The sequence below is a fragment of the Herminiimonas sp. Marseille-P9896 genome, assembly GCF_903993245.1.
Taxonomy (GTDB): Bacteria; Pseudomonadota; Gammaproteobacteria; order Burkholderiales; family Burkholderiaceae_D; genus Oxalicibacterium; species Oxalicibacterium contaminans.
On record NZ_CAJEVT010000001.1, the window covers coordinates 134,858 to 156,716 of the forward strand.

The 21,859-nt window shown below is 55.9% G+C and carries 20 protein-coding genes; 10 read left to right on the top strand and 10 right to left on the bottom strand.

Translation table 11 applies throughout. The features are described from left to right. Positions 1-3 precede the first annotated feature (3 nt). Genes mdcA through H7U06_RS00685 form a run of 4 tightly spaced genes read right to left on the bottom strand, consistent with a single transcriptional unit; the run spans position 4 to position 4,727 of the window. Positions 4-1,662: a malonate decarboxylase subunit alpha gene (gene mdcA / locus H7U06_RS00670; protein ID WP_370458588.1), complete on the bottom strand. Its 1,659-nt coding sequence runs from the start codon at positions 1,660-1,662 to the stop codon at positions 4-6. Beyond that, positions 1,659-3,167: a tripartite tricarboxylate transporter permease gene (locus H7U06_RS00675; protein ID WP_175624316.1), complete on the bottom strand. Its 1,509-nt coding sequence runs from the start codon at positions 3,165-3,167 to the stop codon at positions 1,659-1,661. Before H7U06_RS00675 ends, mdcA begins: the two co-directional genes overlap by 4 nt. Positions 3,168-3,202: 35 nt before the next feature. After that, on the bottom strand, positions 3,203-3,709 hold the full coding sequence (locus H7U06_RS00680) for a tripartite tricarboxylate transporter TctB family protein (protein WP_175624317.1): 507 nt from the start codon (positions 3,707-3,709) through the stop codon (positions 3,203-3,205). Between the two features lie 13 nt (positions 3,710-3,722). Next, positions 3,723-4,727 (bottom strand): tripartite tricarboxylate transporter substrate binding protein, encoded by a 1,005-nt coding sequence (locus H7U06_RS00685; protein ID WP_175624318.1) that lies wholly within the window; start codon positions 4,725-4,727, stop codon positions 3,723-3,725. Positions 4,728-5,247: 520 nt separating this feature from the next. Here H7U06_RS00685 and H7U06_RS00690 point away from each other — a divergent pair. The 5 genes from H7U06_RS00690 (at position 5,248) to H7U06_RS00710 (ending at position 10,011) form a co-directional block, all read left to right on the top strand. After that, complete coding sequence (locus tag H7U06_RS00690; RefSeq protein ID WP_175624319.1) at positions 5,248-6,558, top strand: ABC transporter substrate-binding protein; 1,311 nt, start codon at positions 5,248-5,250, stop codon at positions 6,556-6,558. A 72-nt stretch (positions 6,559-6,630) separates the two neighbouring features. Then, positions 6,631-7,512 (top strand): branched-chain amino acid ABC transporter permease, encoded by an 882-nt coding sequence (locus H7U06_RS00695; protein WP_175624320.1) that lies wholly within the window; start codon positions 6,631-6,633, stop codon positions 7,510-7,512. Next, positions 7,509-8,540 (top strand): branched-chain amino acid ABC transporter permease, encoded by a 1,032-nt coding sequence (locus tag H7U06_RS00700; protein ID WP_175624321.1) that lies wholly within the window; start codon positions 7,509-7,511, stop codon positions 8,538-8,540. The genes H7U06_RS00695 and H7U06_RS00700 overlap by 4 nt, the downstream gene beginning before the upstream one ends. After that, positions 8,537-9,304 (top strand): ABC transporter ATP-binding protein, encoded by a 768-nt coding sequence (locus H7U06_RS00705; protein WP_175624322.1) that lies wholly within the window; start codon positions 8,537-8,539, stop codon positions 9,302-9,304. The genes H7U06_RS00700 and H7U06_RS00705 overlap by 4 nt, the downstream gene beginning before the upstream one ends. Next, positions 9,304-10,011, top strand: coding sequence for an ABC transporter ATP-binding protein (locus H7U06_RS00710; protein WP_175624323.1), 708 nt, complete (start codon positions 9,304-9,306; stop codon positions 10,009-10,011). The genes H7U06_RS00705 and H7U06_RS00710 overlap by 1 nt, the downstream gene beginning before the upstream one ends. Here H7U06_RS00710 and H7U06_RS00715 read toward each other — a convergent pair. The 3 genes from H7U06_RS00715 to H7U06_RS00725 all read right to left on the bottom strand — a co-directional run bounded on the left by H7U06_RS00715 (position 10,008) and on the right by H7U06_RS00725 (position 13,342). Beyond that, the gene (locus H7U06_RS00715; protein WP_175624324.1) at positions 10,008-11,162 is read right to left on the bottom strand and encodes an MFS transporter; all 1,155 of its coding nucleotides are present in this window, start codon (positions 11,160-11,162) and stop codon (positions 10,008-10,010) included. The two genes, H7U06_RS00710 and H7U06_RS00715, sit on opposite strands and share 4 nt — an antisense overlap. 160 nt (positions 11,163-11,322) lie before the next feature. Next, positions 11,323-12,561 (bottom strand): iron-containing alcohol dehydrogenase, encoded by a 1,239-nt coding sequence (locus H7U06_RS00720; RefSeq protein ID WP_175624325.1) that lies wholly within the window; start codon positions 12,559-12,561, stop codon positions 11,323-11,325. After that, positions 12,551-13,342 (bottom strand): alpha/beta fold hydrolase, encoded by a 792-nt coding sequence (locus tag H7U06_RS00725; protein ID WP_175624326.1) that lies wholly within the window; start codon positions 13,340-13,342, stop codon positions 12,551-12,553. The genes H7U06_RS00720 and H7U06_RS00725 overlap by 11 nt, the downstream gene beginning before the upstream one ends. Before the next feature lie 181 nt (positions 13,343-13,523). Between H7U06_RS00725 and H7U06_RS00730 the strand changes: the two genes are divergently transcribed. Then, a complete protein-coding gene (locus H7U06_RS00730; RefSeq protein WP_175624327.1) occupies positions 13,524-14,207 on the top strand; it encodes a GntR family transcriptional regulator in 684 nt (227 codons plus the stop codon). An 87-nt stretch (positions 14,208-14,294) separates the two neighbouring features. Here the strand turns inward: H7U06_RS00730 and H7U06_RS00735 are convergent, their stop codons facing one another. Next, complete coding sequence (locus tag H7U06_RS00735; protein WP_175624328.1) at positions 14,295-15,113, bottom strand: sterol desaturase family protein; 819 nt, start codon at positions 15,111-15,113, stop codon at positions 14,295-14,297. Positions 15,114-15,419: 306 nt separating this feature from the next. On the opposite strand from H7U06_RS00735, the gene H7U06_RS00740 reads away from it, so the two are divergent. Beyond that, positions 15,420-16,187: a TerC family protein gene (locus H7U06_RS00740; protein WP_175624329.1), complete on the top strand. Its 768-nt coding sequence runs from the start codon at positions 15,420-15,422 to the stop codon at positions 16,185-16,187. Between the two features lie 51 nt (positions 16,188-16,238). Here the strand turns inward: H7U06_RS00740 and H7U06_RS00745 are convergent, their stop codons facing one another. Then, on the bottom strand, positions 16,239-17,921 hold the full coding sequence (locus H7U06_RS00745; RefSeq protein ID WP_175624330.1) for a SulP family inorganic anion transporter: 1,683 nt from the start codon (positions 17,919-17,921) through the stop codon (positions 16,239-16,241). A gap of 132 nt (positions 17,922-18,053) precedes the next feature. Between H7U06_RS00745 and H7U06_RS00750 the strand changes: the two genes are divergently transcribed. Beyond that, positions 18,054-18,272, top strand: a complete 219-nt coding sequence (locus H7U06_RS00750; protein WP_175624331.1) for a DUF3717 domain-containing protein — start codon at positions 18,054-18,056, stop codon at positions 18,270-18,272. A gap of 1 nt (position 18,273) precedes the next feature. Here the strand turns inward: H7U06_RS00750 and H7U06_RS00755 are convergent, their stop codons facing one another. Next, a complete protein-coding gene (locus H7U06_RS00755) occupies positions 18,274-19,809 on the bottom strand; it encodes a B12-binding domain-containing radical SAM protein (protein WP_175624332.1) in 1,536 nt (511 codons plus the stop codon). Between the two features lie 138 nt (positions 19,810-19,947). On the opposite strand from H7U06_RS00755, the gene H7U06_RS00760 reads away from it, so the two are divergent. Together H7U06_RS00760 and corA are read left to right on the top strand one after the other, a co-directional pair. Further along, positions 19,948-20,775 (top strand): M15 family metallopeptidase, encoded by an 828-nt coding sequence (locus tag H7U06_RS00760; protein WP_254873102.1) that lies wholly within the window; start codon positions 19,948-19,950, stop codon positions 20,773-20,775. Between the two features lie 101 nt (positions 20,776-20,876). Further along, entirely contained in the window at positions 20,877-21,842 is a 966-nt protein-coding gene (gene corA / locus H7U06_RS00765) for a magnesium/cobalt transporter CorA (protein ID WP_175624333.1), read from the top strand. The last annotated feature ends 17 nt before the right edge of the window (positions 21,843-21,859 follow it).

Here is a 21,859-nt window from a genome sequence, read left to right on the forward strand (position 1 = left end):
TGCCTACCAGTTTCTGAATCTGTTTGGTGGTTGATAGAGATTGCCTGACCATCTGACCAAATCCTTCATGGATTTGGCGGCCAGCAAATCGCGCGTCGCCAGTGATACATCGACGCCTATGTCTTCCGGCCGCTGGATCACGCCACGGTCGCGCAGATTGTCGACGACACGCTGGTCGCGCTTGAGGCCAACTGCAGTAAAGCCAGCCACACCACGTACCGCCTGCTCACGTTCCTGCGGGTTGCTGCATTTATGCAAATGCGCGATGCCTTCTTCAGTCACGATTTGTGTGACGTCGTCGCCATACACCATGACCGGTGGCAGTTCCAGCGAGAGGTCTTCCATCAGCTGCCATGCATCCAGCTTTTCCGTGAAAGTCGGGCTCATTTTTTCGCGGAAGGATTCGACCATCTGCACTACCAGCTTGCGACCGCGCGGCATGGTCGCACCGGTCGCCTGCGCCGCTTCCTGTCCCGCTTTCAGCCATGGATAGCTGACATGACGACGCGCCCGTGACTCGGAACCGAAGTTGGGTGCACCACCGAAACCGGTGATGCGGTTGAGGGTGGCGGTCGAGCTATTGCCTTGCGTATCGACTTGCAGGGTCGAACCTATGAACAGATCCGAGTAATGACCGGCGATCTGGCAAAACACGCGATTCGAACGCATGCTGCCATCCGGCCCGTTGAAGAAGACGTCAGGGCGTGCCCGCACATACTCTTCCATACCCAGTTCGGAACCGGCGCAATGTATGCCTTTGACGAAGCCGGATTCAATCGCCGGGATCAGCGTAGGGCATGGGTTGACCGTCATGTAATTACAGATCTTGCCGCGCAGGCCGAGCGACTCGGCATAGGTCGGCAAGATCAGTTCTATCGCCGCAGTATCGAAGCCGATGCCGTGGTTCAGACGGGTAACGCCATACGGGGCGTACAAGCCCTTGATGACCATCATCGCCATCAGGATTTGCGTCTCGGTGATCTGAGCCGGATCACGCGTGAAGATAGGTTCGATGTAATGCGGCTTCGGTGCCTGCACCACATACGAAACCCAGTCACCCGGCACATCAACGCGCGGTACGGTGTCTACGATTTCGTTGACTTGCGCGATGATGATGCCGTTCTTGAAGGCAGTGCCTTCCGCGACGGCCGGCGTGTCTTCGGTATTCGGGCCGGTGTAGAGATTGCCGTTGGCATCTGCACTTTGCGCTGCGATCAATGACACGCGCGGCGTCAGATCCATGAAGTAGCGACCATACAACTCAAGGTAAGTATGGATCGCACCGACATTGATCTTGCCCGCCTTGATCAGGCGTGCGAGGCGCACACCCTGGTCACCGGAGTAGCAAAAGTCCAGGCGCGACGCAACGCCGCGTTCGAATACATCCAGATGCGCAGCCAGTGCCAGATTGGATTGAATGATGTGCAAGTCATGCACCAGATTTGCATCCATCTTGGACAAAGCCGTAGCCAGGAAGTCGGCGTGCTTTTGGTTATTGCCTTCGACACACACGCGATCACCGGATTCGATCACCGCGTGCAACAGGGCGGCGATGTTTTCGGCGGCGACTACTTTGCCGTTGGCGTGCGACGCACCGCGCTTGAGGCGCGCCGCAGTGTTACGGGCCAGCGTATCCCAGTGGAAGTCCGGCGACATTTTCATGCTGCCACCTCCACTGCTTTAGTACGCTTGCTGAAAATCCCCGAGATGACTGGCCACATCAGCGTAATCAATGCCAGCGTGGTGATGGAACCGACCAGGTAGTTGGACCAGAAGATTTCCATGCCGCCATGCGACAGCAACATGGTTTGACGGAACGCATCTTCTGCTTTGTCGCCCAGTACCATTGCCAGCACCAGTGGTGCCAGCGGGTAGTCGAGTTTCTTCAAGACATAACCAACAATGCCGAACACGACCATCAGCCAGACATCGAACATCGCACCGTGCACGGTGTAAGCACCGATCGCACACAGCAGGATGATGACAGGCGCAACGATGGTGAACGGTACTCGCAAGATGGCAGCGAAGAATGGCACGGTACTCAGCACCACGATCAGGCCGACGATATTACCGAGGTACATACTGGCGATCAGGCCCCACACGAAATCCTTTTGCTCAACGAAGAGCATAGGACCCGGTTGCAAACCCCACACCATCAAACCACCGAGCAAAACCGCAGCGGTAGCCGAACCCGGGATACCGAGTGCCAGCATAGGCAGCAGAGCGGTAGTACCGGACGCGTGCGCCGCGGTTTCCGGTGCGATCACACCTTCCAGGCTACCTTTACCAAAGTGCTCTTTCTCTTTCGAGAAACGACGTGCGATACCGTAGCCCATGAAGGAAGCCGCAGTTGCACCGCCTGGTGTCACCCCCATCCATGCACCGACCACGAAGCTGCGGACCAGCGAAGCCCAGTAGCGCGGCAGTTGACGCCAGGTTTGCAGCACCACTTTCAGATTGATACCGGCTTGCTTGCCACGGAAGGCCAGACCCTCTTCCATCGTCAGCAGGATTTCACCGATACCGAACAAACCGATCACGACGATCAGGAAGTCGATCCCGCGCAGCAATTCATCGAAACCGAATGTCATGCGCAAGCCGCCGGTGATGGTGTCCATACCGATGGTGGCGAGACCGAAGCCCAGCATCATCACGAGTATGGTTTTGAATGGCGAACCACCGCCCATGCCAACGAAGCTGCAGAAAGTCAGCAAGTACACCGCAAAGAATTCCGGCGGACCGAATTTCAGTGCGAACGACGCCACCAGCGGTGCCAGGAAGGTAATCAGCATCACCGAGAAAAACGCACCTATGAAGGAACCGCTGAAAGCAGCCGTCAACGCTTCCCCGGCCTTGCCTTTCTGCGCCATCGGATAACCATCGAAGGTCGTCGCGACCGACCACGGCTCACCCGGGATGTTGAACAGGATGGAGGTAATCGCACCGCCGAACAAAGCGCCCCAGTACAGGCAGGACAAGAGGATGATGCCGGCGGTCGGCTCCATCGAGAATGTCAGTGGCAACAGGATCGCCACGCCGTTCGGCCCGCCCAGTCCCGGCAATACGCCGATCAGGATGCCCAGCGTGACGCCTATGAACATCATTAAAATATGCTGTCCCGTAAGGGCGACAGAAAACCCATGCATCAAATAGCCCAGCTCTTCCATGAATGTCTCCTTCTATGGATTTTTGTTAGCGAGATTCAGTAGCCGAATGCCGCTTCAAGCGGGCCCTTGATCAACGGAACCATGAATTGAATTTCAAACAGCCAGAACACAACTGCTACCACCGACAAACCTACCGCCAGTGATTTCAACCAACTGTATTTGCCGAGTACACGCATAAAGCCTGCTATGAGTGCCAATGCCGCGATGTACATGCCGAGGAATTGCGCAATCGCGACAAAGCCGAGTATCGGTGCCAGTACTTGCAGCACCGGTTTGAGTTCTCCGCGTGTGACGAACGATGAGGCGTTGATCGCTTTGCTGCGGGTCGCGTTAAACATCACGACCGCAGCAGCGATGCACATGATGATGCCGATGCGGAACGGGAAGTAACCGGACTTCGGTCCGGCACTTCCCCAGCCTGCGCCCCGGTGGTAGCTGTCCCAGATCAGCAAACCACCGGCAATCATGAATGCCAGGGCGCAGGCGAACTCCGCCACACCGTGCTTGACTAAGACACGGTCTTCTTTTTGATTGCTATCCATGTTGCTGCTCCGTTTATTTACCAGCGGCCAGGAAGCCAGCTTTTTTCAGCAAGTCGTAGTGCATGTCGGCATCGGTTTGCAGGAATTTCTGCAGCGCCGGGCCAGTCAGGAAGGCGTCCTTGAATGCGTTGCGATTGGAGAACTCCTTCCACTCCGGTGTCGCTACGATTTTCTGCATTTGATCGACGTAGTAAGCGACCTGGTCAGGCTTGACACCTGTTGGCAGGAACACGCTGCGTTGCATCAGGTAAGTAACGTTGAGGCCTTGCGATTTGCAGGTAGGAATGCTGGACCAGGATTCGGTCGTTGTGACTTTTTCGGTTTGTGCCATCGGCTTGTCGTCGAATACGCACAGTGGGCGCAGCTGACCGGCACGCCATTGCGATACCGCTTCTACCGGATTGTTGACCGAAACGTCGATGTGATTGCCGACCAGCTGGGTAGCGACATCACCGCCGCCTTTGTATGGAATGTAATTGAACTTCACACCTGCCGCTTGTTCAACGGCTGCAAACAACAGATTGTCTTCACGTTTGGAGCCTGCACCACCGGCGCGGATCTGGCCTGGTTGCGCTTTTGCTGCTGCCAGCAGTTCAGCCGCGGTTTTGTATGGTGAAGCTGCATTCACCCACAGCACGAATTCATCCATCACCAGGTTGGCGACTGGCGTCATGTCTTTCCATGAGAACGGAACGTCAGCCGTCAGCGGCAACATATACATGTGCGATGCGGAGATCAGGATTTTGTGCGGATTGCCCGGCGAGGTTTTGAGATCAATGAAGCCTTCGGCCCCGCCGGCCCCACCTTTAGGGGTAACGATGTAGGGCTTCTTTGCCAGGCTGTGCTTGACCACGATGCTGGACATCAGGCGCGCCATTTGATCAGTACCGCTGCCACTACCGGATGGCAACACCATTTCTACTGCTTTGCTTGGTTCCCACGCATAGGCCGGTGCACAGAGCATGGCGGCGGCGACGACAGATAGCGACGCGCGTGCGACGTTAAGGCGATTCAACATTTTTGTCTCCTAGTTTTTTCTTAACTTCGTTTTTAGCCGCGCAAACTCGTGATGCACGGTCTGGTTGGTGGCGCTTTTTTGCACCTGCTTGATATATTCTTCTCATATATTAGTTGTGTCAATCAATTTTGCAGAAATTTTTAATTTATTGACGCGCGGGCAAAATACGACAAGTATCTGGAGTACGGATTTGCACTTAAAAACAGGCATCAACGGCGCTAAAACCGCACCAGGACTGGGCATCTGGCGGATGACGCATAAAGTTGACGGGTGTTGCGGGAACGCCGCAACACAAAGTGCGCAGGTAGCGGGGACGATATTTGCAGTGACAAACAGGGTAGTGAGAGCGCTCACACTCTGCGGAAAACCGTTAAATTACGGGCTGAAAGATGGTTTCCACAGAGCAAGAATTTAACGCAATCATCAAATAAATCGCGCAAAGAAATATTTGTGATATCTTAGATGCACATAATTAATATATAAAACGTTCTGAGACCCAACCCCATCCCCGGAGGAGACTATGAAAAAGCCCGCTTCATCAGTTGAAGTTTCATCAGTTAAGGTTCCATCTATCCAACGTCGTACCGTACTCAAAGCTGCCGGTGCCGGTATCGCTACCGGCTTGCTCGGTATGCCGGCGTTCGCACAAAACAAACCTTTGCGTGTCGGCGTCATCGCACCACGCGGCGGCGTCGCCGGCACTATCGGTGAATGCGGCTTGCGCGGTGTCGAGTGGACCACTGCTCGCATCAATGCTGCTGGCGGCATCGGCGGTCGCAAGGTCGAACTGGTGATCCAGGAAGAGACTTCACCTAAAGACACCATCGATCGCTTCCGCAAACTGGTGCTGCAGGAAAAAGTGGATTGCGTACAAGGCATCGTGTCTTCCGGCGTCAGCCTGGCGCTGGCACCAGCTGCTGAAGATTCGCGCATGCCGACCATTTTCTGGGATGGCACTACACAGGACGGCGTGAAAGAAACCATGCCTAAACCTAAGTATGTGTTCCGCAGCACGGATAACGAGTGCGAAGCCGTGATGGCCTCGCTGCTGGCGATCAAACACTTCAAAGGCAAGTTCAAACGCATCGCTTGCGTCAATCCTGATTACTCATATGGCCGCAATACCTGGACCGCATTCCAGGCACTGCTGAAAAAATACGGCATCGAACACGAAGTCGTGTCCGAACAATGGTCGAAGATCGGCAATCTCGATCTGACCGCCAACGTCGCCGCACTGAAGGCCGCCAAACCTGATCTGATTTTCTCGTCGCTGCTGTTTGCCGATTTGCCGGTCTTCATGAAGCAGGCGCACAACGCCGGCCTGACCGAAGGTACGCGCTTCGTCCTGCCTGCAGCCGGTTGGCAACACACCGCGATGAAGAAAGAGTTCACACCTGAAGGCATCGTCTGGGGTCACAACACGATGTACTTCGATGATCCGAAAGCATCGGCGACACAGAAGGAATTCGTCAAATGGTATGCCGACAAGTACAAGGATTATCCGCACTGGGAAGCTGACCGTGCGTATTTCTCGATGATGGTCTACAAGGCTGGCGTAGAGAAAGCACTGGCAGCGAAAAAATCCTGGCCGACCGCGGAAGAAATCTGTCTGGCCATCCCGGGTGTGCAGGTCGAATCACTCGGCGGTAAAGGTGCGATGCGCGCCGACCATATCGCCAACCAGACTTTCCACCAGGGCTTGTCGACCAATAAGAATAACTACGACTTCCCGACGCTGGCATCAGTCGAGACCATGTATTCCGACCAATTGCAGAAACCGACAGGCGCGGATTTCTGGGAATGGCTGAATACCGCAAACTTCAAGATCTAACACCTGACACAAAGGAGGGAACTTCCCTGGTGGATACTTAGCAATTCGTATCAGCCAGGGAGGGGTGTATCTATGGCTCCGTTTTTCAATATCCTTTTGGCCGGCGTATTCCAGGCAGCTGTCCTGTTCCTGGTGGCGTCCGGCTTGCAACTGATCTTTGGCGTACAGCGCATCATCAACCTGGCGTGCGGTTCGATCTATGCGCTCGGCGCATACTTCGGCATCTTCGTCACGTCGTGGGCGCTGAGCAAAGGTTTACCCGTACACCTGTTTCCGCTGGTACTGCTAGCCGCCGGTATCGTCATCGGCCTGATCGGACTGCCACTGGAACGACTGATACGCACTATCTATAACCGTCCGGAATCATTCCAGTTGCTGCTGACCTTTGCAGTGATGCTGATGTTCCAGGACGTACTGCGTTTCTTCTGGGGTGCCGACCCGCAGCAATTGCCTAACGTCTCCATGACCTTCGGCACCATGTCTGCCTTCGGTGTCAGCATGCCGACGTATAACGTGATGGTGATCGCCGTCGCCATCGCACTCGCGATCGGCATGGCGTACTTCCTCGGCAAAACCAAGACCGGCAAAATCCTGCGCGCAACCGCAGAGAATCGTGAAACCAGCGCCGCGATGGGCATTAACGTGACCCGCGTCTACGTGATGGTGTTCACCCTCGGCACCATGCTCGGCACGATCGGTGGCGCACTCGTCATCCCGAATGCAGCAGCATCGCTGGAGATGGGCGTCGAACTGGTGGTTGAGGCGTTTGCGGTGGTGGTGATCGGCGGCCTCGGCAGCATGAAAGGCGCAGCAGTCGGCGCCCTCATCGTCGGCCTGATCCGCGCACTCAGCGCCATGTATTACCCGGAAGCTGAAATCCTGGCTATCTATGCAATTGTGTTGGCGGTCCTGATCTGGAAGCCGGCAGGTCTCTACGGAAAGGCTGAAGCATGAGAACCGATACCGTACACAGCGCGCCTATTACCGCGCCGGAGGAACTGGAATTTGTCGCGCCACCTCCGATCTCTCGCGCCAAACTGATAGCCGGTGGCCTGGTGCTGGCCGTGCTGGCAGTCGCACCGCTGGTGATCAGCCAGTACTACATGACGCTGCTGATTCCTTTCTTTGCCTATGCCGTGATTCTGCTCGGCTTTAACCTGCTGTTTGGTTATGGCGGTCTGCTTTCTTTCGGCCACGCCCTGTTCGTTGCGATCGGTGCCTATGCCGCAGCGGCCATGGTATCGAAGACGGGCATGGTTTCATTCGAGATGATGTTGCTGACAGCCGTCGTCGCTTCCTTCGTGATTTCGATCCCGATTGCATGGCTGGCGAGTCGCTTTACCGGCATCTTCTTCGGCATGCTGACCTTGTCTTTCGGTATGTTGTTCCACTCCTTCCTGAACAAGTTCTACTACATCACGGGTGGCGACAGCGGCATGCGTGTGCCACGTCCGAGCCTGTTCGGTATGGAGCTGGATCAGTTCGACAAGACGGCTTTCCTCGGCGGCCCGTTCTATTACTACTGTCTGGTGATGGTGCTGCTGCTGACCTGGGTCATGTGGCGCATCGTGCGTTCACCATATGGCATCCACCTGATGGCTTCGCGTGACAATGCAGTCAAGGCGCTGTATCTCGGCGTCAAGGTACGCAGCGTACGTGCCATCGCTTTCGTAGTGTCGGCCGTATATGCATCCATCGGCGGCGTGATCCTCGGTGTCAACACTGGCCTGGCTGATCCGGAGCTGGCTTACTGGACGCACTCCGGTCATCTGGTCTTCATGGCGGTGCTCGGTGGCTATCAGGAATTCCTCGGCCCTGTACTCGGTGCCTTCGTCTTCATCCTGCTGCAGGATGAGCTGTCGTCGCTGACGCAGTACTGGCGCTTCTTCCTCGGTGCCATCCTGGCGATCCTGGTGATCGTACTGCCGGGCGGCATCATGGGTGCCATCCGTAAATTCAAATCCAAAGGAGAGCAAGCATGAGTAGCACTGATGTATTGCTCCGCGCAGAACAGATTTCACGCCACTACGGCGACTTCATCGCGCTGCAGAATGTGGATCTGTCCGTCTCACGCGGTGAGTTTGTTTCTGTGGTCGGGCCGAATGGTGCAGGCAAGACCACACTGGTCAACGTACTGACAGGCTTGCATCAGCCAACCACTGGCCATGTCAATTTCAATGGTTCGAATATTGCCGGCGTCGGTGCGGTCGACCTCGCCACGCGTGGCCTCGCACGCGCCTTCCAGCTCACCAGCATTTTCCCTGAGCTGACAGTGCGCGAGACTATCGCCGTCTCGGCCTGCTCTTACCTGAACCAGCGCTGGAATGGCTTTGGTCATCTATTCGGCAGTCGCAAGATCAATGACATCGTGGTGCGCACCGCTGATGCATTCGGCTTGTCACCGTGGCTGGATACCAAGGGTGGCTCACTGCCACATGGCCGACGCAAGCTGCTCGACGTCGCCAGTGCCTTCGCACTGCATCCGAAAGTGATGCTGCTGGATGAACCGACTGCTGGTGTGTCCACCGCTGACAAACACGGCGTCATGGAAACCCTGTTGCGTGCCGCCAAACATATGGGGATAGAAGCCATCATGCTGGTAGAACACGATATGGATCTGGTATCGCGCTATTCGACACGCATCGTTGCGATGCAGGCTGGCAAGAAGATCGCCGACCTGCCGCGCGATGAATTTTTTGCCAATGAAGAAGTCGTGTCCATCGTGGTCGGCAAAGGAGCGCACTAATGTCTCTCGCACTCGATAAGGTCAATGTCACCCTGGTCGGCAATCCGGTCCTGCGCGATATTTCGATGCGTATCAATCCGGGTGAGCTGGTGTGCCTGGTCGGTCGCAACGGCGCAGGCAAGTCCACCACCTTCCGTTCCATCATGGGTTTCCAGGCGCTGAAGTCCGGCGCGATCAACTGGAAGAACAAGGCGATCAACGGCATGCAAACGCACAAGATCGTGGAACTCGGCCTCGGCTATACGCCAGAAGGCAGCGATGTGTTCGGCGATCTCACGGTCGAAGACAATATCGCGCTGCCGACCTGGACGCGCAAATCAGCGCGCAGCGCACAGGAACGCATAGATGAAGCATATGCCGTCTTCCCCAAGCTCAAGCAGTATTTGCATAGAGGCGGGCAGCAACTATCCGGCGGTGAGCGCAAGATGGTATCGATCGCACGTGCACTCGCGCTCGACCCTGAGCTGCTGTTGCTGGATGAAGCATTCGAAGGCTTGTCGCCTGCCATCATCCCGACCATCAGCGAAGGTTTGCAAAGCATCCTGAAGCAGGGACGCGGTGTGCTGCTGGCCGAATCCAACTTCTATCACCTGCCGCCATTTGCTGATCGGCTGTACGTGATAGAGCGCGGCGAGATTGTGTTTGAAGGAACGCTGGCGCAAGCCGAAGCAGATACCGCAACGATGAAAATCATCAAGGGTACTTAAGGCTTGCGCTTCAATTCATTTTTCAAATAAGGCAAGACACTCAGCAAACCGGCTATGGCCAGCGCAAACCCAAGCCACAAGGGAGCGCGCAGGCCATAGCCAGCTGCGATGCCGACACCACCCAGCCAGGAACCCAGACCCAATCCCATATTGATCACCGATGAATGCATGGTGTGCACCAGCGCACCCGGATGCGCAGTTTTCATAATGCGCGCAATCATCGCCGGATTCAGCGCCACACCGATCAGGCCGATCACAATCAAGGCCACGACGCTGATGATCTGCTTGTGCGCAAAGTATGCGAACACCGCGAGCGCGGTAGCCAGACCCGCCTGGCCCCAGGCCAGGATAGGGAAAGTGTATTTGTCAGCGTAACGACCTATCACCATATTGCCGACCACGTTCGCGACACCATACAAGCCGAGCAACCATGGTATCGCCGCAGCGCTGAAACCACTGAGCTCGGTCAGGATGGGAGCGAAATAACTGAAGGCGGCAAACGCAGCGCCTATGATGCAGCCACTGGTGAGATAAGCGGCCCACAGGTCACGGTTTTTAAACTCCGCCAATTCGGTATCCAGGCTGCGTGCCGCTGCAGCCTGCGAGCGCGGCACCAGGAAAATAATCAGCAGGGCGCACAAGGCAACCAGCATCACCACCAGCCAGAAACTGGCGCGCCAGCCCCAATGCTGGTCGATCGCAGTCGCGGCTGGTACACCCGTCACATTCGCCAACATCAAACCGCCAACCACGATGGACGCTGCACGCGCGCGCGATCCCATCGCAACCACCTCGCCACAAATCGCCAGCGATGCACCAAAGCAGGCGGCCGCCGCCACTCCGGTGACAAAGCGCGCACTCGCCATGACGTCGTAACTATTGGATGCGGCTGCCACGGCCTGCGCGCAGGCGTAGAGCAGCAACAGGCAGAGCAATGCTTTCTTGTTCGAGACACGCAGCTTGAGCAAGGCCACCGTCAGCACTGGCCCGCCTATCACCATACCTATCGCGTAGTAGGAAATCAGATAACCGACTTGCGTTACCGAGACGCCGAATGCCTGGGTCAGCGAAGGCATCATGCCTGCCACCATGAATTCGGAAGTGGTCAACGAAAAGATCGTCAGCCCGAGGATGTAAACGACTAAAGGCATGTGTATAAGGATTCCAGGTAAACAGCCTGTGAAATCCTAACACCATGAACAAGGGGCAAGGCAGCATGTTGCTGGCTTGCCCCGCTTACTCACTATCTGTCTGGCGTGCTAGTTTTTGCGCCAGCATGCATTACAATTTATGCCCCTTGTGCAAAGGGATTCAATCTCCCAGCTTGCCATGCCATGCGGCATCGATGATGCGCGCATAGGTAGCAGGCACATCCGCCACCGGGAATGCTTTCGCCAGGCGTACAACTGCCAGGGCATCACGTGTCAGGTCACCCAGATGTTCACGACCCACACCAAAATCACGCAAATTGGTCGGGATACCAAGCTCACCGATCAAATCACGTATCACCACCGGCACCTGCGCCACCGCAGCCGCAGGATCTTGGGTATCTATGCCGAACAGGCGTGCCACTTCCAGCATCTCGGTCGGACGTTCAGTACGCAAGGCATCCAGCACGTACGGCAACATCACGGCATTGGTACTGCCATGCGTCGCATGTGTGAGTCCGGCCACTGCGTAAGCTATCCCGTGTACAGCGTTCAGGCCCGCACCGCCATATGACAGTGCGGCATAGTGACTGGCGTAAGCCATACCTATGCGTGCTTCGGTATCCGCACCATCCTTATAAGTACGCATCAGGAAGCGCGCGCACAGATCGATAGCTTCACGTGCAAACAACATGGTCAGCGAAGAGCGACCGCTATAGCCCGGATCAACCTGGCCACCGCGATCAAACTCGGCGGAGTCCAACGTCAGGTAAGACTCAACTGCATGTGTCAGCGCATCGATGCCGGAATCCGCGGTCACACGTGGCGGGCAAGTGTAGGTAAATTCAGGATCGATCAATGCAATGACAGGACGCAGCACGTTATCCATCACCGCCACCTTGGTCGCATTCGACGGATCGATCAGGATCGCGCCCGGCGTTGCCTCCGAGCCGGTACCGGCAGTAGTCGGCAGGGCGATCAGCGGCAGGGCCTTAGGTGCGGCAGGCAGCGCGCCGATGAAATTTTTCACCGGCAAACCGTCAGGAATGGTGACGCACAGGGCTTTGGCCAGGTCGATATTGCTGCCGCCACCCAGCGCAATGATGTGATCCGGTTGCCGTGCGCCGATTTGCGCACGTATCAGTTTGGTCGCATCGTCACACAGCGTGGTGGTCGGATCGGCTGCGCCACCGTCAAACACGATGGTGGAAATGCCCAGCGCTTCAGCAGCTGCGATGTATTCGCGCACCCACGGCGTTTGTTTGCTGAAAAAGGTATCGGTAACCAGCACGCCGGATTTGTATCCGAGGCGTTCCAGCAAGGCAGGCAGTTGCGCACGGCTGCCGCAACCGAGTACAACCCGTGCAGGCGGACAAAAATGGATGACATCATTACTTCTCATGGGAACTCCGCAGGGTAGGAATATCAGAAAGAAAAACGCGCATTTCTTCGGCAACGCGCGCCGTGTTTTGCGTCAATATGCTGTGCATCGCATGTTCTATCGTGCACAGCCGGGCGTGCGGCAAACCCTGCTCCAGCAATTGCGCATGCGCATAGGGTGAATCTTCATCATCGCTGCCGTGCACTATCAGCACCGGCAAGTCCATCTCCGGCAACAGTGAGCGTTGATCGCTGCGGCTGATGCTTTGCCAGGTCCAGGCCACCGCATCCCGATCCGCCGCGTCACGCAAACCGAGACGCTGCTCACGCGCGGTAATTTCTTCCAGCAGCGCGCCATGTTCGGTTGCGTGGAACCAGCTGGTCTGTTGTAGTACCGGGCTGCCCGACATCAGGATCAGCGCTTGCGGCAAGGGCACGCCCTGTTTGCGTAATAAATCCATGGTTGCCAGCGTAACTGATACACCCATACTCCAGCCCGCCAGCACATAGCGCGGCGTCGTCACGTAACAAGCGATTACTTTGGCGATTTCGGCGGCGAAGGCTTCCAGGCTGTAGTCATCGCTGCCATGGCCGCGAAAAGCCTGCGCCCGGCCGCGCAAATTCGGCAAAACCCAGCGCACCTGCTCACCCAGCGCCTCGGTCAACGACTGCCAACTGGCGCGCGTGCCCTGGATCCCGTGCACCGCAACGATCGTTATTCCGCCGCCACCGCGACAAACCACGTCCATCGCATCTCCCTGCGTATTTTCTTGTTGTTGCGCAAGCTTATTGAAATTGTTCATACTAGCCATATATAAGATGAATTACAGTAGGCAAAACGACTTTTTAAAACCATAATTGCAGACATGTACAACGCACTGCATCTTTCATCCAGACTGACCACAACCATTTGATCGCCCCATGACAGCTACTAAAAAAGCGCCACGCAAATCAGGTGCCACAAAAACTGCGAAGCAGGCAAAAATGCCCTCTCCTCAATCTGCGATACAAGATATGGCCGAACCCAAGGTAAAGCTGACCGATATCGCTTACGAGCAAATCGAAGAAGCCATCATTACCCTGCGCATACCGCCGGGTTCGGTCATCTCCGAGCTGACCCTGAGCGAAATGCTCAACATCGGCCGCACCCCGATCCGCGAAGCCATCCAGCGCCTGGCGCGCGAACATTTGCTGCTGGTCTTGCCGCAACGTGGTTTGCTGGTTCCCGAGATTGATCTCAGGAAGCAACTCAAGCTGCTGGAAACCCGCCGCGAAGTGGAGCGCCTGATCTGCAAGAGCGCTGCCCGTCGTGCCTTGCCGGAAGAACGTGAACGCTTTGCTCGCCTGCACGATGAGTTCATCCATGCTGCCGCGACTGACGATGACGTTGCTTTCCTGCGCTCCGACCGCGAGTTCAACGAACTGTCGCTGGTTGCAGCACGCAATGAATTTGCCGAAGGTGCGATGCGCCTGATGCATGGTCTGTCACGTCGCTTCTGGTATTTCCACTATAAGCAGGCTGCCGACGTTCCTGAAATGGCCCGTCTGCATGCCGCGGTCGCTGGTGCCATTGCCAAAGGTGATGTGAATGCAGCGGGTGAAACACTGGATCTGCTGCTGGATAACATCGAAACCTTTACCAAAGCCACCCTGATGTCCGATATGTAATCAAAAACTTTTCCCGCTGCGCCGCTACTACTAATGCGACGGGAAACAGAGCAAAAAGCGCCGGGTTATACCCGGCGTTTTTTATAGTCAGATTACGAGACCGCGATCAATGCTCGCTTCTTCTTCCTTGGTCAGCTCCGGGCCGTCCAGCGTCACGCGGGAATCATCGTAACGGAAGCGTTTGATAATGGGCTTGAGCTCTTCCTTGATGTGCTCTTCGCTGTAGCCGTTGAACAGGTGGCCGATCAGACCGCGATCCAGATCGGTGCTGCCCATGACCCAGTCAGCAATCGGGAAGGTCAGGTTCATGTTGTACTTCATCATGATGCCCTGATTGTGATGCGCAGTATGGTGGCGACGTATCGTATTGATGAAAGGCATGTTACGAACGAACCAGTTTTCGTGCACGTGGCAGCAATAGTGGAAGGTTTCATAAATCAGGTATTGCGCCACCATCGTAATGAACAGGATGTAACCGGCATTCGTATTAATCAGTACCGATGCCAGGTAACCCAGGGTCAGACCACCCACACCCAGCGTAATCAATACGCGCCAAGGGAAGAACACAATACGGAATTCACGCGTGGTATCGATAGTTGCTTCATTGTCGGTGAAGTACTGATGATGCTGACGCGTATGGCGATCGTAAATCGCGCGCAAGGCAAATACGTCTATCTTGCGATGCATGACGAAACGGTGCATGCCCCATTCAACAAAATTCCCTGCCAAAAACACTGGGATGACGATCAGCCATTCCCAGCCTGAATTCTGCAACTGCGACACGCAGTACCAGATAGCCGCGATCCCGCTCGCATACATCACTGCGATGTGCAGCAAACCGTTGTACAGCGGGCTGATGTCCGCCTTGTATTGTTCGCGGAATTTCCGCTGGCGTTCACTCATCATGATAAATCTCCTGAAGTAGATGAATTATTCTTATTGTGTATGACTGACATATTAGTAGTATCCGAAAGCACTGTCAAGCGCGCTTTTGGGATTCTGTTGGCGCGACGGCTTTTACCTGCTAATGTGCAAATGCATGGTCAATATGCAAACAGGCAACATAAGAGACAGGCAGTGCTGGCGCGCTTTTCCGCAGCTAAGGGCCGAACCGGGGCAGGCAGCGGATGAGGTCAGTCCACGCCAAAAAAACAACAGATTCCATACAGAAACCAGGGTGCTTCCCTTACCCAAAGTCATTGGAGACTTGCCATGCTTGAACTCATTTCAGACCCACAAATCTGGTTAGCCTTCATCACCCTCACCGCACTTGAACTGGTGCTGGGCATAGACAACATCATTTTTATTTCCATCCTGGTCGACAAGTTGCCGGTCGAGCGCCGCGAATTCGCCCGCAAACTGGGGTTGTTCATCGCCATGTTCATGCGCATAGGCTTGCTGATGGTATTGGCCTGGATAGTGGGACTGACGGCACCGTTGTTTACAGTGCTGGGGCAGGAAATCTCAGGGCGAGACCTGATATTGATAGGCGGTGGGCTGTTCCTGATATGGAAAAGCACCGGCGAGATCCATCAATCACTGGAAGGTGAAGAAGGGCATGCTTCCAGCGCAGTGAAGGCGACTTTCACCGCCGTCATCCTGCAAATCATGGTGGTGGATATGGTGTTTTCGCTGGACTCGATCATCACCGCAGTCGGCATGGTGGATCAGATCGAAGTGATGGTGGCCGCCGTGATCGTCTCGGTCGCACTTATGATGCTGTTCGCCGGCCCTATCGGCCGCTTCGTCTCGCGCCATCCGTCGATCAAGATACTGGCGCTGGCCTTCCTGGTCGCGATCGGCGTGATCCTGATAGCGGAAGGCTTCGACCATCACATCCCGAAAGCATATATCTACTGCGCGATGGGCTTTGCGCTGGTGGTGGAAATGATCAACATCCGCATGCGTTCACGCACCGCGAAACCGGTGCACCTGCATGCGCAGTACGCCAACGACGAAACTGCGCATGACAATAAATAAGGAAGGATATGGTGTGACTGCAGCACGCGCTGTGGTCACACCATCACTGGCTCAGGCCAGCTTGCGCATCGCGAGGATGGCTTCGTGGTCGGTCATGAAAATATGATCATCACCCAGTGCCTTGATCCAGCCTGCATGATCCAGCACATCCCACACCTGCTTTTTGATATTCGATGCATACAGCTCTATGCCCAGCCCCTGCAAGGTAATCTGCAGGGACTCCAGGGTTTCCACACCGGTCGCGTCTATATCATTGACCGCGCCTACACATAGCAGGACGTGGCGTATATCGTGATCGCTGCCGCATTGCGTCACGATGAAACGCTCCAGCGCAGACCCAGTCAGGAAATTGAGTGCCGCATCTATGCGCACCGCCAGCACACCCGGCGCCAGTCGCGGCAAATCGAAGCGCTGGCTATCGCGCAAGGTACCATCGCCATGCTCGCTGACTTCGATAATGCGCGGCTGCATATGGCGGTACAGATAAGACACCATGGTTAACGTAATACCTGCCACCACGCCCCAGTGCAGGCGCGGCATGGCAACTATCGTGACGACAAAGGTAACGATGGCGATCGCCGCATCATCGCGCGAAATCGCGAACAAACGCTTGAACGCAGAGAAATCGAACAGGCCAAATACCGGGATGATAATCAGCGCTGCCAGTACCGACCGCGGCAGGTAGTACAGTAAATCTGCCAGGAAGATCAGGCTGAACAATACGCACAGCGCGCTGAACAAAGTCGACCACGCACTGGTTGCACCTGCATACAGATTCAGTGCCGAGCGTGAGAAGGAGCCGCTGACCGGGAACGCGCCACTCAAACCGCTGGCCGCCTTGGCCAGACCCTGGCCTATCAATTCCTGGTTTTCATCCCAGCGTTCACGGCGCTTGCGTGCCAGCACACGGCAACTCGACATCGCTTCGGTAAAGCTGATCAGCGCCAATACCAGCGCTGCCGACCACAACTCACGATGATGCTCAAACGGAATCGCCGCAGGCAAAGCCAAAGGCGGCAAACCCTTGTCAATATCACCGACAATGGCGGCACCGGTCGCAGCATAGCCGACCAGCCAGCTCAAAAAAGTACCGAGTATGGTCACCAGCAAAATGCCGGGGAAGCGCGGGAACAAACGTTTGATAACAACCAGCAAGATCAGCGTCCCGAAACCAAAGGCACTCGTCATCAGCATGATGGACGGTGCATCTATGACGCGCTGGATTACCTTGCCGATATCAGCAACGAACAAATCCGGCACGCCTATCAGCGCAGGCAATTGCGACATCATGATGATGATGGCTGCTGCGTTGATAAAACCAATGATCACTGGCTGCGACACCAGATTGGACAAGCGTCCAAGGCGGAACGCACCCAGCATAAACTGGATCACGCCGGTATATATAGAGAGCCAGATCGCCAGCGTCACCCACTGCATGCTGGCCGGAGCCGCCATAGGCGACAGCGAGCCAAACACCAGCAAGCTGGTCAGCGCCGCCGGACCCACTGCCAGCAAGGCAGACGAACCCCACAAAATCCCGATGACGCTAGGCAATAGTGCCGCGTACAAGCCAGTCGCCGCCGGCATACCAGCCAGCGTCGCATATGCCACCGCCTGTGGAATCAAGACCAGGCCGACACTGATACCCGCCCAGGCATCGCTTTTCAGGGATGCCATCGTAGGCCGCGGCCAATTCAGGAAAGGGAAGAAACGCTTGATATCGAATGCACTCATGGAATCGCAAGGCCAGGCAAAGGGATGCAGAAGGGCATAGTTTACTCGCATTGCATTTGCCCCAGTGCAAAGCTGGGCAGCAACTTTTTACACCTGCTTACCGCCACAGCTGTGCGAGCGTACAATGAGGCGATGGACATCACCCTAGCCGACCTCGAACAAGCCATTAATCACTGGCGTCACCGACGTCCCTCCACCGGGGAAGAGCGGGCCTTGTCGCCTGAGGTCAACATCCTGGCCAAAGTCTATGCGCTGATGATCTTCCATCAGCAAAAGAGTATCGCGCTGGAAACCATCGAACCGGCTGCACGCCAGTTAATCGAGGCCTGGCAGCAACAACTGGCCGCTTGAATTACGAAGCCATATGCCGCGCCTGCCGCCGCGTAAGGCTGGACAGGGCGTCCTGCAGCACAGCTTGTTTCTCTTCTTTAACGGCCTGCTTGTGCACGGCCTCGGTCTTTAACTTGGTATTGGCTTGTCCCGCATAATCGCTGCGCACGACTTCGGCTGCCGCTTCTTCATCCATACCTTCCAGCACCAACCATTGCCGCACCAGTACCGCCAGACGCTCCAGCGCAATCCGATTGGTCGCATCGGTAGTCGAGTAGAGCCAGTTCGATAAGCGCATGAAGTTGGCGAACGGCGTCTCGCGCAAGATCAGCGGCAAGGTATGTGCGAAACGGCCGGAGTTGGCGATCAGATCCCAGTAACGCGCAAAGCGCACCAGCTGCTGCATTTCATTGAAGTCTATGCGATCCGTCGCGAGGATCGTATAAGGCGGATAAGGATCGAACACCAGGCCGTAGTCCTGCGTATGACGAATGATAGGCGTGCCGCGCAAACGCTTGAGGATACCGAACTGAATTTCATGCGGCCCCAGCTCCAGCAGGCGATCAAAGCCACACGCAAAGCTGGCCACATCTTCACCCGGCAAACCCGCGATCAGATCGACGTGCAAATGCGCGTGCGAGTTCTCGCATAGCCAGCGAATATTCTCGGCGGCTTTTTCATTATTCTGCTTACGGCTGACCAGGGTCTGCACTTCCGGGTTGAAACTCTGGATGCCGATTTCAAACTGCAAGGTACCCGCCGGGAATTTCTTGATACCTTCTTTCAAGGCGTCGGGCAAATGATCCGGCACGACTTCAAAGTGTGCATAGACCGGATCTTCCGGATGTGCTTCCAGCTTGTCGAGGAAGAACTGCATGATCTTCAGGCTGGATTTGATATTCAGGTTGAAGGTACGGTCGACGAATTTGAACAGACGTGCACCACGTGCATGCAGCGTTTCCAGCTCACCGAGGAAGAGGTCGAGGTCGTAAGGCCAGGCCGTCTTGTCCAGCGCCGACAGGCAGAATTCGCATTTGAACGGGCAGCCACGCGACGCTTCCACATACAGCGTGCGGTTCTTGATGTCTTCATCTGAATACAGGCTGTAAGGCATGGTCAGCTCGGCCAGTGGCGGCTGCACACCTGCGTGTATCTTCATCAACGGCTTCGGGCCGTGCAGTATCTGTTTGCACACTTGCGGGAAGGTCACATCGCCCCAGCCGGTAATCAGGTAATCGGCCAGCTGCACGATGGTCTGCTCGGACGACTCATACGACACTTCCGGCCCACCCAGCACGATCACCACTTCCGGTGCCACCCGCTTGAGCAGGGCGACCAGTTTGGTGGTTTCTTCCACGTTCCAGATATAGACACCGAAACCGATGATGCGCGGCTTGCTTTGCAACAGCTTCTCCGCCATATCGGTGGTGCGCGCGCCGATCACGAATTCCTGTATCTGCGTGACGTCCTGCAAATCGCCCATGTTCGCCAGCAGATAGCGCAAACCGAGGGAGGCATGCGTGTAACGGGCGTTTAGCGTGGAAAGCAGTATGGTCATGAGGCGAGGACAGGCGAAAACTACGGCGAAGCGGCCATTTTACGCTGCCCTGATGGAAACCAGCGCGGAATTGGTATAACTGGCAACATGGCGCTCATATAATGAAACACGCCTTTTCGGAACCGCCATCACGCATCCATGAAACTATTTCCGCTTTTACACCGCTACACCGCCGTTGCCCTGCTATGTGTCGCAACGACCGCCCAGGCCGGATCATCGATTTCCGAAGTTAGCCCTGCCGCCTGTAACACCATGCGCCAGCAAGGCGTCATGCAAAAAGATGCACCGGTTACCTGCGCGCAATTGCGCATCGTGCATTTCTCTTACCTCGATTTCGACGGCAAGCTGCGCAACGATGGCGAGATCATGGTGCTGGCTGCGGTCGCCGAGCATGTACAAGCCATTTTCGATACGCTGCTGCAACGTAAGTTCGCCATCGCCCGTGCGCGCCTGATGGATCACTATCGCGGCGATGATGTGGCCTCCATGCGCGACAACAATACCTCGGCCTTTAACGACAGGCGCATCACCAATGGCAAAGCGCCATCGCTGCATGCCTACGGCGTCGCCATCGATATCAATCCCTTGCAGAATCCCTACGTGCAGTTTGAAGCCGACGGCAAAGCACTCTACAGTCCGCCCGGCGGCAGCAAGTATGCGAACCGACTTGCGGTGCGACCCGGCAAGCCTGCACGGCAGGGCATGGCGGAAGAAGTGGTCGAAGTCTTTGCCCACCACGGCTTCCTCGGCTGGGGTGGCAACTGGGATGCGCCGATCGACTACCAGCACTTCCAGGTCAACCGCGCGCTGGCCTTGCGCTTGATCGCCTTGCCGGTGCCTGAGGCACGCAGCTTGTTCAACGCTTATGTAGAACGTTATCGCCAGTGCGTACAGGGCAGCAAGGAAGCTAAGCGCGCCAGCGTGCAAGCCAGCTGTGCAACTTCAGTGGAACGCGGCGGTCAATAATCAAACACAGCCTGCATGGAAAGCTTGACGGAGCGACACAGTGAGTGTGTACTCTCAGCTAAACACAAGAACAAGCGGCCCCAATTTCGGAGACTTTATACATGCTCATCAACTGCGTCGTCTATCAGGACGGCAATAAACTATCCGACATCCCTATTGATGAAATCAGCGACTACCTGGTACGTCCGGATTGCTTTGTCTGGGTTGCGCTGAAGGACGCCGAGCCGGCTGAGCTGGCGCAGATGCAGGAAGAGTTCAATCTGCATGAACTCGCGGTCGAAGATGCACGCAACGGTCATCAGCGTCCCAAGATAGAAGAGTACGGTGATTCACTGTTCACAGTCGTGAAGACTGCAGAAATGGTGGATGGCGAATTGCACATAGGCGAAATCGATATCTTTACCGGCAAGAACTACGTGCTGTCGGTACGTAATCGCAGCAACCAGGGCTTCCTCGGCGTACGCGCACGCTGCGAACAGGAACCGGAGCAATTGCGCAAAGGCTCGGCCTTCGTGCTGTATGCATTGATGGATGCAGTCGTCGATCGCTACTTCCCGGTGGTGGAAAGCCTGGAAGCGGAGCTGGAAACCATTGAAGGCAAGATCTTCGACAAAGGGCTGGCACGCCTCAACATCGAACGCTTATACGACCTGAAGCGCCAGGTCGTGATGCTCAAGCACGTGGTCGCACCGCTGATGGAAGCGGTCGGCAAACTCTCAGGCGGACGTGTACCGGCACTGTGCGAAAGCACGCGTGATTACTTCCGTGACGTCGGCGATCATCTGTACCGCATCAATGCGCTGACCGATGCGATCCGCGATACGGTCGCCACCGCGATCCAGGTGAACCTGTCGATGGTAACGATTGAAGAAAGTGAAGTGAATAAGCGGCTCGCTGCATGGGCCGCTATCTTTGCGGTAGCCACTGCCTTCTTCGGCTTGTGGGGCATGAACTTCAAGTTCATGCCCGAACTCGACTGGAAGTATGGCTACCCGGCTTCGGTGCTACTGGTGGTTTGCGTCTGCGGCTATCTCTACTACCGCTTCAAGAAGTCCGGCTGGTTATAAGCGATAAGCAGCCGACG

What these genes read in the sequence shown, in the direction of transcription:
- mdcA (WP_370458588.1), bottom strand. Translation starts at nt 1,662, where the DNA reads ATGAAAATGTCGCCGGACTTCCACTGGGATACGCTGGCCCGTAACACT.
- H7U06_RS00675 (WP_175624316.1), bottom strand. Translation starts at nt 3,167, where the DNA reads ATGGAAGAGCTGGGCTATTTGATGCATGGGTTTTCTGTCGCCCTTACG.
- H7U06_RS00680 (WP_175624317.1), bottom strand. Translation starts at nt 3,709, where the DNA reads ATGGATAGCAATCAAAAAGAAGACCGTGTCTTAGTCAAGCACGGTGTG.
- H7U06_RS00685 (WP_175624318.1), bottom strand. Translation starts at nt 4,727, where the DNA reads ATGTTGAATCGCCTTAACGTCGCACGCGCGTCGCTATCTGTCGTCGCC.
- H7U06_RS00690 (WP_175624319.1), top strand. Translation starts at nt 5,248, where the DNA reads ATGAAAAAGCCCGCTTCATCAGTTGAAGTTTCATCAGTTAAGGTTCCA.
- H7U06_RS00695 (WP_175624320.1), top strand. Translation starts at nt 6,631, where the DNA reads ATGGCTCCGTTTTTCAATATCCTTTTGGCCGGCGTATTCCAGGCAGCT.
- H7U06_RS00700 (WP_175624321.1), top strand. Translation starts at nt 7,509, where the DNA reads ATGAGAACCGATACCGTACACAGCGCGCCTATTACCGCGCCGGAGGAA.
- H7U06_RS00705 (WP_175624322.1), top strand. Translation starts at nt 8,537, where the DNA reads ATGAGTAGCACTGATGTATTGCTCCGCGCAGAACAGATTTCACGCCAC.
- H7U06_RS00710 (WP_175624323.1), top strand. Translation starts at nt 9,304, where the DNA reads ATGTCTCTCGCACTCGATAAGGTCAATGTCACCCTGGTCGGCAATCCG.
- H7U06_RS00715 (WP_175624324.1), bottom strand. Translation starts at nt 11,162, where the DNA reads ATGCCTTTAGTCGTTTACATCCTCGGGCTGACGATCTTTTCGTTGACC.
- H7U06_RS00720 (WP_175624325.1), bottom strand. Translation starts at nt 12,561, where the DNA reads ATGAGAAGTAATGATGTCATCCATTTTTGTCCGCCTGCACGGGTTGTA.
- H7U06_RS00725 (WP_175624326.1), bottom strand. Translation starts at nt 13,342, where the DNA reads ATGAACAATTTCAATAAGCTTGCGCAACAACAAGAAAATACGCAGGGA.
- H7U06_RS00730 (WP_175624327.1), top strand. Translation starts at nt 13,524, where the DNA reads ATGCCCTCTCCTCAATCTGCGATACAAGATATGGCCGAACCCAAGGTA.
- H7U06_RS00735 (WP_175624328.1), bottom strand. Translation starts at nt 15,113, where the DNA reads ATGATGAGTGAACGCCAGCGGAAATTCCGCGAACAATACAAGGCGGAC.
- H7U06_RS00740 (WP_175624329.1), top strand. Translation starts at nt 15,420, where the DNA reads ATGCTTGAACTCATTTCAGACCCACAAATCTGGTTAGCCTTCATCACC.
- H7U06_RS00745 (WP_175624330.1), bottom strand. Translation starts at nt 17,921, where the DNA reads ATGAGTGCATTCGATATCAAGCGTTTCTTCCCTTTCCTGAATTGGCCG.
- H7U06_RS00750 (WP_175624331.1), top strand. Translation starts at nt 18,054, where the DNA reads ATGGACATCACCCTAGCCGACCTCGAACAAGCCATTAATCACTGGCGT.
- H7U06_RS00755 (WP_175624332.1), bottom strand. Translation starts at nt 19,809, where the DNA reads ATGACCATACTGCTTTCCACGCTAAACGCCCGTTACACGCATGCCTCC.
- H7U06_RS00760 (WP_254873102.1), top strand. Translation starts at nt 19,948, where the DNA reads ATGAAACTATTTCCGCTTTTACACCGCTACACCGCCGTTGCCCTGCTA.
- corA (WP_175624333.1), top strand. Translation starts at nt 20,877, where the DNA reads ATGCTCATCAACTGCGTCGTCTATCAGGACGGCAATAAACTATCCGAC.